Here is a 369-nt window from a genome sequence, read left to right as displayed (position 1 = left end):
GGTTGTTGCGTGCGCCGTGCTTTTTAGTGTGGTGAAGACCATTTTACTGGCAAGTCTTATGAGCATCGAAGAGGCTTGGTTGAAGTCAAACTGCTTGATTTAGCAATGATATTTTGTATTGATGTGTGTGCTTACGCTGTGATGAGTAATCATACACACTTAGTGTTGTATGTTGATGATAAGAAAGTGAATAGGCTAAATGATAAAGCGATTGTTATTCGTTGGCATAAACTCTGTGAAGGCAACGTGCTTACGCAAAAGTACACACAGGGTGAAAGCTAAGTAAAGCAGAACTTATCATTTTTAATCAAACAGTAAACCAAAACCGTTAACGTCTAGCAAGCATTAGCTGGTTTATGCGATTACAAA

Annotated in this window: 1 pseudogene; it reads left to right on the top strand. The window is 38.5% G+C overall.

From position 1 onward, the window contains the following. Window positions 1-329 (top strand): annotated as a pseudogene (locus CWC17_RS19280) (Mobile element protein); the annotation flags it as partial. Between the last annotated feature and the right edge of the window lie 40 nt (window positions 330-369).

Origin of the sequence: Pseudoalteromonas sp. S3785, from assembly GCF_005887365.1 — a bacterium.
Lineage (GTDB): Bacteria > Pseudomonadota > Gammaproteobacteria > Enterobacterales > Alteromonadaceae > Pseudoalteromonas.
This window is presented reverse-complemented; position numbering and strand designations above follow the sequence as displayed.